The organism is Yersinia aldovae ATCC 35236 (assembly GCF_000173735.1).
Taxonomy (GTDB): Bacteria; Pseudomonadota; Gammaproteobacteria; order Enterobacterales; family Enterobacteriaceae; genus Yersinia; species Yersinia aldovae.
Window position 1 is genome coordinate 24,843 of the sequence record NZ_ACCB01000047.1, and the last position, 8,430, is coordinate 33,272.

The window sequence follows — 8,430 nt, forward strand, 5'->3', positions numbered from 1 at the left end:
TTAATCGGTATTCATGCGCGAACGCGCGGCGGCACGGCGTTGGCGCTCTCTCTCTTCCAACACTTCGCGGATCATGTTTTTGGCATCTGCACGGTTTTGATCGGGAGGAATAGTAATATCGAGCTGATAATGGTTCTGGCTTTGGTCGGTGTAGTCGCCACCGTTTGCCGTCACCGGTGCATAATTAGCGCTTAGCAATCCGCCACTCGGGGAATAACCGCCCGTGTTCACCTTGCTGGCGTTAACCTCAATATCCGCCGACTCGCTTTTGAGCAGGCCGAGTTTTTCCAGTAACCAATCAATACCCGCGCGCAGCTTGTTGAATACTTTGAGCGGTGCGGTCAAGGCGTCGGCCAGTGCGCGCCCAAACTCAATACCCGCATTGCGGCAGCTATCAAGCGACTGTTGAGTCGATTTAACCGGCGCGATCAGCTCACTAAACCCATGCCACGCCGCCTGTAGCTTTTCTCCAAGCCAATCAAACACCGGCTGCAAAGGAGCAAACAGCTCAGCCAGCGGTGCAAAAATGGCTTTTAGCCCCGCCACCACGCCAGCAAAAAAAGCACTGATCGGCTGCCAATACTGACGAATAAGTAACGCTCCGGCGACAATCGCCACCGCAATGCCGACAATCGGCCAGGTTAGCGCCCCGAGCGCCGTAATGATGCCACCCGCTACCGCAGTGAAAACCGTCCCGAGTAAACTGGCTCCGGCGATAATGGCATTAATCCCCATCACCACCGGCCACGCCACCAGACCAACGGCCCCAAGCACGCCAATCACTGCCACACCGATACCAACAATCTTGAGGATACCTGCGGATAACCCTTTATTTTTTTGCACCCACTGGTCGAGTTGGAGCACATAGTGAGTGGTGGTTTGAGTCAGCTTACGTAGCGAGGATTCCTGCTGGTCAAACAGGTCAGTTCCTACCGCTGCATAGGCAGATTGCAAGGCTTTAAAATCGCCGCCGAGGTTGTCTTGCATGATGTTGAGCAGTTCTGCGGTCTTGCCGTCAGACGCCTGAAACATCTTGGTCAAACGGTCAAGCTTGCCCGACGCCGCGCCCTCCATCAGTACGGCAGCGGATGAGGCTTCCTCACCGAAAATAGCTTTCATATACTCGGCGCGCTGGGCGGTACCGAGCTTATTTTTCTCAAAGCTGTTTTGCATTTCTTTCAGCAAGGTAAACAATGGCCGCATATTACCCTTACGGTCAGCGGTGTTAACCCCTAACTCGTCGAGCGCATCATGGGCTTTACCGACCGGAGCTTGTAAGCGGGTGATAACCGCACGGCTGCCGGTTCCGGCCATTGAACCGGTGATTTTGGCATCGGCTAACGCCCCCGCCATCGCGGCGGTTTCTTCGACGCTGATACCGGCATTTTTTGCCACCGGCGCGGCATAGGTCAGCGTGTCGCTCAACCCGGCAAAGTTAGCCGCCGTTTGGTTCATCGCCGCCGAGATAACATCACCAATATGCGCGGTTTTGTCATTGCTCAGACCAAATGCAGATTTAACCCCCATCAGCAAAGTGGCGTTTTCTTCCATGCTTTTTTTGTTGGCGAGCGACATATTCAACGTCACTGGCGTGGCAGCCAGAATGCTGTCTTTGTCTGCGCCAGATTTGGCGATGATGATCTGTGCAGCAGCAGCATCATCGGCAGACGCTGCGGTGGTATCACCGAGCTGGCGCGCCTGTGTGCGCAATGCCTGCATATCAGCGCTGTTTTTCGCCAGACCCAGCACCGCCTGTAGCTCAGAGTTTTTCTGCGCAAAGTCATAACCGGGTTTTAAAACAGCGGCTCCGCTCACCGCTCCAGAGGTCGCCACACCGACGCCGGCAGCCCCCGCACCGGCCAGATTTCCGGCCACCACCTTACCGCTCTGATAACGCTGGCTAATACGGTTAAGTTTGGCCTGTTGCTGACTGTTACGCGCTAACGCCTCGCGCTGGCGATTGAGGCTGGTGGTCGTTTCATTAATCGACGTTTTGAGGCGGAGCTGATCATGGGATAATGTTCGGGTATTGATACCCGACTGCTGTAGCGCTTGGCGCTGGCGCTGTACCGATAAGCGCAACCCGTTATAGTTGAGTTGCAACTCAGAAGCCGCGCGTTTGACGGCCTCCATCACCTGCACCTGTGCGCGGGTCGGTTTTTCGGTATTTCTAAACTGAATCGCCAGCTCGGCGGCTTGCTGTTTGGCTTTCTTCAGCGCTTGATGGGTCACCGCCAACTGTGCGCTGGTTTTGCGAAAACCCTCAATCTGCCCTGCCTGCGCGTTTAAGTTTTTGAGGATTTTCTGTGTATGGCGAATATCACCAGACAAGGATTTACTCGCGGCCTGGATCGCTTTAAACGGGCGGCTGGCGCGATCAACCGCGCTCAGTAGCACCTGCAATTTAAGATTATTGCTCATCGGTATTCCCGCTTCGTTGCAGCGCCTTATCGCGCCAAAGAATAAGTTCGGTCAAACTCAAGGGATAAAGTTCTGACGGCGGCCAGTGGAAAATCACCGCGATATCCGCTATCAAATCGTCGACCGACAAACGAGCAGGAAACGCTAACGCACCGAGTTCGGCGACAAAAAACCGATCACCTGCCCCGCCAGCGCAATCATGTCCGGCAGCTCCAAATTCACTACCTCATGCTCAGTCAGGGACGGATAAGTCATGCGTGGCAGCACCTTAATCAAAGCGTTAACGTCGGAGGTCGCTACATCCTGCAAACTCACGCCGCGTAAGGTTCCGGCATTGGGCTTAATCAGGGTGATAGTTTCAATCAGGGTATCGCCGCGCTTGATGGGATTTTCCAGTGTCACGACGTTCTCATTTTGGCTATTCGCCTTATTTGCGGTGCCTTTGGTTCTGGCCATCATTTTTCTCTCCAATAAAATCAGGGAAATTACACACCGATATTTTTGCGATGCTGCGCCAGCCGGTCGATACCGTTGACCTTTTCAATCATGTTAATCACGTCAATTTCGATCAGCTCTTTGCCATCGAACGTCAGTTTGTAGTAGGTGCATTGAGTCGAGATTTTGGTTTCGCTGTTCTCGCCCTGCTTGTTATCACCGCCGTCGATTTCTTTGTGACGACCACGCAGCACGATTTCCACCGCCACCATCTCACCGGTATCATCACGCTGATAAGAACCTGCAAAGCGCAGCGGCACATCTGACGCGCCCGGTGTGGCGTATTGCGCCCAAATGGTTTCATCGGGCAGGCCGCCGAGTGTCCACTCCGTAGCAAGTGCATCATCATCCAGCCCCAAATCGACTGCCGCGGAGCCATTCATCCCGCCACCGCGATAGTTCTCCAGCTTGCGGGTCAGCTTTGGCAAGGTCACCGAACTGACCACGCCCATATAACTCAAACCATCATTGAATAGGTTGAGATATTTCAATTTGCGCGGCATTCCCATCAGATTTTCGCTCCTTAGCCGTTTGCTGTTGCGCCGAAGTTCACCAGATATTTATCGGTGATACGCTGACGCAGAGTGAGGTTTTCCAGCGGTGGTACCGGCGTGTAGTCGTAATCAATAAACAGCTTGCCGGCTTTGAGGGTGTCTTTATCGTTGGCGCTGTCGTCATACCAGCAATTGGCGTCAATGAGGTAGCCGTTAGACTTCAACTCACGAAATTTGGCTTTGATACCTTCGACGATGTCGCGGATCAGCGTCGTGGTCATGGGCTTATCAACTGCCCACTGGTGCGCCTCAGCCATAGTGTCGGCCAGTACTTGCGCGGTACGGACATAGTTTTCAAACAGAAAAAGCGGGTCGTCAGAGCAAGTGCGGTTACCCCAAAAACGAAAACCATTGGAGCGAATGAGCGTGGTGACACCGGCCTGATTGAGTAAATCGGCATCAGTACCCGCTGCCTGTAAATCCCAAAATACGCTGGCAGAGATACCGGTCACGCCATTCACGCCGACGTTAGACAGGGTTTTATGCCAGCCGATTTTTTGGTCAATCTTGGCACGCAAACCGAGGGCGCAGGCAGTGGCATAAGCTACGCTGCTGCGGTTGGTGGAGGTGTTCCAGCTCAGAAAATCCGGCCAGATCATCATTAGCTCGCGCTGACTGAAATTTTCGCGGTATTTCAAGGCTTCCTTGCTGGTTTTGCAGCCATAGGCGCTGATATAACCAAAAGCACCCAACTGCTGACAGATACCTGCCAGAGCGGTCGAAACATGCAGACTGTCCAGTCCTGGCACACCAAGAATACGCGGGCGCACACCGGTAACAGACTGTGCATCTAACAGCGCTTTCATGCCGGTATAGCGGCCATTTTGGTCAACTCCGCCGATAAGATTGGTCGCTGTTCCGGCCCCGTTACTGCCAGTGGCCACGCGCACCACAATAGTGACCGGACGGGCCTGATCCGCAATCGCCAGCAACGATGCCGCCAGTGTGCCTTTTTTGCCCGCCTTAGCGGCAGCGGCGAGCAGATCAGTGATCAATACCGGCGTATTAAGCGGAAATGTAGCTGCATCAGCATCATCTCCAGTGCAGACCATACCGACAACGGCGGTAGAAACAGTGGAAATAACGCGGGTGCCGTCGTTGATTTCAACAATACGGACACCGTGGTGGTAGTCACCCATAAGGTTACTCTCCGTTAATTGGGGGAGAGTAGGATTGCAGGGATTAAGTGCTTAAGCAGCGGGATAGCGTTGTGCCAGTTTTGGCACAACTACAGATTATAAGAGATTTTGCGAGAGCGGCTAAATGCCTGAAAGCTCATTAATGAGGGAGGGATGCTTGTCAATCATGATCAATAGCTTAAGTGAGCTGCCTGATGGAATTCTCCTATGTTGTTCCCATGCCTCAACCAACGAGGGACTCACTCCAACAAGTTGCGCAAAGTCTTTTTGCTTATACCCTGTTTTCTTTCTGATTTCTTTTACATCAGGGATAGCAACCGGAGTCACTCGGCCTGCATCTAATTCACCATGACTAATAGCAACGGCCTGCTTCGCGGATGTCATTAAATCATTGAAAAAATCACTCATAACGCACTCCCTTTGATTTGTATTATCACATCTTTGAATTGCTGTTTTTCACTATTTGTCAGCGTATCTTTTTGATTTTTGGGGTAGACAGTAAAAAGCCATATCCTACCTTGTGGTTCCTGATAGTAATAAATGACGCGAACACCACCACTTTTTCCTTTCTGACCGATGGCAAATCTTACTTTTCGCACACCGCCAGTACCCACAATTAATGCTCCTGAATATGGGTCTAACAATAATACTTGCTGAAACTCCCTGAACTCATCTTCGGTCAATAAAATCTCCCGTTGTTTGGAAAAGAACGGGGTTTCAATAAACTGCAAAAAATCCATTATTTTGTCATCCTTGACATAACCTAAATGAGGTTGAGTTAATTTTAGTCTTACACGGTAAGGATTGCAATCCGTTTATTGACTCATATTTCATGACAGAAAAGGCACCTCACGATGCCTTAGGCGCAGTGTTGTTAAGCGGTCACTAGAAGCTCGTTAAGATCTTGCTGATAGGTGTTGTGTAACAAGTCTATTTGCTGTTGTAAGACAAAATTGAGTATTTCTTTCACTTCCTGTGATTCCAGCGTGACGATGGCGTAAATCAGCGCACGGCAGTGGTCGATAAGTTCTTCTACTTCGCGGGGAGTGTCATCGTACATAGCGCACCTCCGGCAGCAGAGGGGCAGATGAAGAAACAGGTGTGGGAATAACAATGATAGTGCAGGTCAATAATGATAGGTGTTTAGTCGTCAAATCCATGATGACTACCTCTTCGATGGGAGAGATCATCACCACCAAGAGACGCTAACCTCAGAGGGTGGTGAACTGGACGGGGTTAGCGTAACCGGTCATCGAAGAACCCGGCGCATCTTGCGATGCCCCCGCCCAGTTCACCATTGCTTACTTATTACAGGTGTCACTGTGCCTGCACATAATAGCCGAATCTACGGCCGTGCGTTTCAATGAATTCCGAGACGCTAATCCCGACAGCGGATTTTGCCGCTGCGGTGTGACTATAGCCCAGCGAAGTTCTGCCGTGCAATCAACCAGCATCACTTTAGGACAAACATTTTTTCTGTAAAAATAGAGGGTTATCGTGGTGATAATATCACCGTTGATCAGGTGTCCAGAATGCGTGTTTTACTTCACATTTCCTTCAATCGATTACAAACAGTGAGTATTTTCCTTATCCTTAGCTGCCTGGACGTTCATACAACTCTGTACAACCTTTCCGTCAGCGCTTAGTTTTTATCGCCCATTGCGCGCTGTGCAATACTGTATTAAGATAGCATTGCACAGCGCGCAATAACGCAGGGAAAGAGCAGTGATAAAAACGTGGAAACATAAGGGATTACAACAGTTTTTCATGACAGGCAGCCCAAAAGGGGTTTTAAGTGATAAGAAGGATGTGGAGCGGATACGGCAACGGCTTTATGTGATTGATAGCGCAGAAACGTTGGATGAAATCGCCGCCTTTCCTCACTATAAGCTCCACCCCCTGACAGGGAACCGTAAAGGAACATATTCAATCACCGTGCGGGCAAACTGGCGGATCACGTTCGAATTTAAGGACGGCGACGCATACATTTTAGATTTAGAGGATTACCACTGATGACTATGTTTAACCCCCCGCACCCTGGCGGCATCATCGCTGAGTCACTGGAAGATTTGGCGTTATCGATTAACGCCGCAGCGCGCGCACTGGGCGTTGCCCCGTCTACCCTTTCACGTGTTATGCGTGGAGAATCAGCGATCAGCCCTGAAATGGCCGTAAAGCTCGAAGCCGCTGGAATTGGTACCGCTCGCCACTGGCTGGCGATGCAGTCCGGCTATGACCTATGGCATGCGCAGCAAGATACGGATGTAAGTGCTATCAAAACGCTGTTTAAAGCTTCGGATATGCCAGCGCAGCCTAACCCGCTTTAGGATAAACATTTTTTCTGTAAAATTAATGAGTTATATTGATGAATAAATATATGCGAAGAATCACCTCGCGGAATCAATAAAGTGCAAAAAGAGTAGAAACAAGGCGACATCAACGCGACATCGCCTGTCAAGATCATGGTGTTTTCGGTCAGCTAGTCGTCGTTTTTGTCAGTACCTCATCATTTAGGCCAGTCAGCCTCATTACTTTATTGCGTTCAAAACCATTAATTAGCATCTTGTGGGCAATTTTTAGCGCCATTTCTTGTGCAGCTTGTTGTTCCACTTCCTGTACAATCGTCATGATTAGCTCCTCATGTTGCGGCAAGCGATGAGCTAGATCCTTGAAGAACTTTTTCGCCTCAGTCGTGTAGCCAACTGCAGCTTTTAGCTGATCTTCCGTCATGGTAGATCTACCTCTTTCTGCATTATCTGCAATCTGGTTTTCAGAATCATTTCATCGGCCATTTCTTTAATTCGTTGCTGGCTCTCAGGTGAACGAGAGGTTATAGCATCACGTAATTTTTTCATTTCTATTGTCAAAATAGCTGTTATCAAGGTTAATAAAGAGAGGTGAAAAATAAAAATATTGAATAGATAAGGTGTAAAAAGAGTAGAAACAAGGCGATGTCTAACGCAATATCGCCCATTAAAACGGGGGGAGCCAGTGAACTGACCGTGTTATTAAGTCAGGTCTTCATCACGTAGGCCAGTCAGTTCCTTTACCAGAGTGCGATCAACCCCTTCTGCCAGTAAACAATAGGCAATTTTTAGGGCCATTTCTAGTGCGGCTTTTTGTCTCAATACTTCTGCAATTTTCATAAGTGCTTCCTTGTACTACGACGAGTTATTGGATCGCCAATCTGGCCGTTGAATTAATAATAATCGTTTTTTTGGTTGACGGGATTTAGATCGCCATCTTGAGATTTTCATCTCTATAGGTGCTGAGCTGGGTGGGGTTGACAGACCAGTCACCAAGAAACCGGCGCACCTTGCAATGCCCCACCCAGCTCACCATTTCTTGCTTATTACCCATGTAACCGTATTTACGTCATGCGCTTTGGCTTATGCCGGACTGCCAAATCCGGTAAAGGATTTTACCGCTGCGGTGTGACTATAACCCGATGAGATTCTGTCGAGCAATTAGCCAACATCATTTTAGGACAAACATTTTTCCACGTTAAAATAACGAGTTACAGGTGTAGTTAAAGGAGTTTTATACCGCTTCCGCTAAAGATAATAGTAGCGGAAGCCGGTGAAATTTATTGCCTGGTCAACTCGTTGTTAGTGAGCTTAGCGTTTGCTGATGCTTGCAATTGAGTGAGGGCGGGTAACAGGATACTGATTGATGCCAGACAATGGCCTAACTGGCACAAACTTTCTGCTGAGAAATCCAACACATCGTTATCGGCAAAGGTCACAAAAGTATCCCCGATAAAATTCAGTCCATGCAGCAATCCGGCGTAACATTCTTCGCTACTGTTTGCCAGTTCCAGT

13 protein-coding genes and 2 pseudogenes are annotated in these 8,430 nt (G+C 49.7%); 2 read left to right on the forward strand and 13 right to left on the reverse strand.

What is annotated here, in order from left to right; all coding sequences use genetic code 11:
- The 9 genes and pseudogenes from YALDO0001_RS16910 to YALDO0001_RS22565 all read right to left on the reverse strand — a co-directional run.
- Window positions 1-2,421, reverse strand: coding sequence for a phage tail tape measure protein (locus tag YALDO0001_RS16910; protein ID WP_042840375.1), 2,421 nt, complete (start codon window positions 2,419-2,421; stop codon window positions 1-3).
- Window positions 2,411-2,551 (reverse strand): GpE family phage tail protein, encoded by a 141-nt coding sequence (locus YALDO0001_RS20410; RefSeq protein ID WP_071986424.1) that lies wholly within the window; start codon window positions 2,549-2,551, stop codon window positions 2,411-2,413. The genes YALDO0001_RS16910 and YALDO0001_RS20410 overlap by 11 nt, the downstream gene beginning before the upstream one ends.
- A gap of 14 nt (window positions 2,552-2,565) precedes the next feature.
- Window positions 2,566-2,880, reverse strand: coding sequence for a phage tail assembly protein (locus tag YALDO0001_RS16915; protein ID WP_042840376.1), 315 nt, complete (start codon window positions 2,878-2,880; stop codon window positions 2,566-2,568).
- 26 nt (window positions 2,881-2,906) lie between these two features.
- Complete coding sequence (locus YALDO0001_RS16920; protein ID WP_004704830.1) at window positions 2,907-3,425, reverse strand: phage major tail tube protein; 519 nt, start codon at window positions 3,423-3,425, stop codon at window positions 2,907-2,909.
- Window positions 3,426-3,439: 14 nt separating this feature from the next.
- Window positions 3,440-4,609, reverse strand: coding sequence for a phage tail sheath protein (locus YALDO0001_RS16925; RefSeq protein WP_004704832.1), 1,170 nt, complete (start codon window positions 4,607-4,609; stop codon window positions 3,440-3,442).
- Between the two features lie 120 nt (window positions 4,610-4,729).
- Window positions 4,730-5,017 (reverse strand): NadS family protein, encoded by a 288-nt coding sequence (gene nadS, locus YALDO0001_RS16930; RefSeq protein ID WP_042840378.1) that lies wholly within the window; start codon window positions 5,015-5,017, stop codon window positions 4,730-4,732.
- Entirely contained in the window at window positions 5,014-5,349 is a 336-nt protein-coding gene (locus YALDO0001_RS16935; protein ID WP_004704837.1) for a type II toxin-antitoxin system RelE/ParE family toxin, read from the reverse strand. The genes nadS and YALDO0001_RS16935 overlap by 4 nt, the downstream gene beginning before the upstream one ends.
- 134 nt (window positions 5,350-5,483) lie before the next feature.
- Window positions 5,484-5,669, reverse strand: coding sequence for a hypothetical protein (locus YALDO0001_RS16940; RefSeq protein ID WP_004704838.1), 186 nt, complete (start codon window positions 5,667-5,669; stop codon window positions 5,484-5,486).
- A 157-nt stretch (window positions 5,670-5,826) separates the two neighbouring features.
- Window positions 5,827-5,907: pseudogene (locus YALDO0001_RS22565) on the reverse strand (ash family protein); the annotation flags it as partial.
- A 427-nt stretch (window positions 5,908-6,334) separates the two neighbouring features.
- Here YALDO0001_RS22565 and YALDO0001_RS16945 point away from each other — a divergent pair.
- Entirely contained in the window at window positions 6,335-6,622 is a 288-nt protein-coding gene (locus YALDO0001_RS16945; protein WP_042840380.1) for a type II toxin-antitoxin system RelE/ParE family toxin, read from the forward strand.
- Window positions 6,622-6,936, forward strand: coding sequence for a HigA family addiction module antitoxin (locus YALDO0001_RS16950; RefSeq protein WP_042840381.1), 315 nt, complete (start codon window positions 6,622-6,624; stop codon window positions 6,934-6,936). The genes YALDO0001_RS16945 and YALDO0001_RS16950 overlap by 1 nt, the downstream gene beginning before the upstream one ends.
- Window positions 6,937-7,084: 148 nt before the next feature.
- Here the strand turns inward: YALDO0001_RS16950 and YALDO0001_RS19760 are convergent, their stop codons facing one another.
- The 4 genes and pseudogenes from YALDO0001_RS19760 to YALDO0001_RS16960 form a co-directional block, all read right to left on the reverse strand.
- Window positions 7,085-7,339: an Rpn/YhgA-type helix-turn-helix domain-containing protein gene (locus tag YALDO0001_RS19760; RefSeq protein WP_049596201.1), complete on the reverse strand. Its 255-nt coding sequence runs from the start codon at window positions 7,337-7,339 to the stop codon at window positions 7,085-7,087.
- A gap of 2 nt (window positions 7,340-7,341) precedes the next feature.
- Window positions 7,342-7,464, reverse strand: a pseudogene (locus YALDO0001_RS22570) (transcriptional regulator); the annotation flags it as partial.
- A 153-nt stretch (window positions 7,465-7,617) separates the two neighbouring features.
- Entirely contained in the window at window positions 7,618-7,755 is a 138-nt protein-coding gene (locus tag YALDO0001_RS21525; protein WP_004704847.1) for an Rpn/YhgA-type helix-turn-helix domain-containing protein, read from the reverse strand.
- 440 nt (window positions 7,756-8,195) lie between these two features.
- Window positions 8,196-8,430 (reverse strand): hypothetical protein (locus YALDO0001_RS16960; protein WP_042840382.1); only part of this gene is annotated, 235 nt, incomplete at its 5' end.

Excerpts from the sequence above, each read along its gene's own strand:
- YALDO0001_RS16910 (WP_042840375.1), bottom strand. The coding sequence starts at position 2,421 with ATGAGCAATAATCTTAAATTGCAGGTGCTACTGAGCGCGGTTGATCGC.
- YALDO0001_RS16915 (WP_042840376.1), bottom strand. The coding sequence starts at position 2,880 with ATGATGGCCAGAACCAAAGGCACCGCAAATAAGGCGAATAGCCAAAAT.
- YALDO0001_RS16920 (WP_004704830.1), bottom strand. The coding sequence starts at position 3,425 with ATGGGAATGCCGCGCAAATTGAAATATCTCAACCTATTCAATGATGGT.
- YALDO0001_RS16925 (WP_004704832.1), bottom strand. The coding sequence starts at position 4,609 with ATGGGTGACTACCACCACGGTGTCCGTATTGTTGAAATCAACGACGGC.
- nadS (WP_042840378.1), bottom strand. The coding sequence starts at position 5,017 with ATGAGTGATTTTTTCAATGATTTAATGACATCCGCGAAGCAGGCCGTT.
- YALDO0001_RS16935 (WP_004704837.1), bottom strand. The coding sequence starts at position 5,349 with ATGGATTTTTTGCAGTTTATTGAAACCCCGTTCTTTTCCAAACAACGG.
- YALDO0001_RS16940 (WP_004704838.1), bottom strand. The coding sequence starts at position 5,669 with ATGTACGATGACACTCCCCGCGAAGTAGAAGAACTTATCGACCACTGC.
- YALDO0001_RS16950 (WP_042840381.1), top strand. The coding sequence starts at position 6,622 with ATGACTATGTTTAACCCCCCGCACCCTGGCGGCATCATCGCTGAGTCA.
- YALDO0001_RS19760 (WP_049596201.1), bottom strand. The coding sequence starts at position 7,339 with ATGACGGAAGATCAGCTAAAAGCTGCAGTTGGCTACACGACTGAGGCG.
- YALDO0001_RS21525 (WP_004704847.1), bottom strand. The coding sequence starts at position 7,755 with ATGAAAATTGCAGAAGTATTGAGACAAAAAGCCGCACTAGAAATGGCC.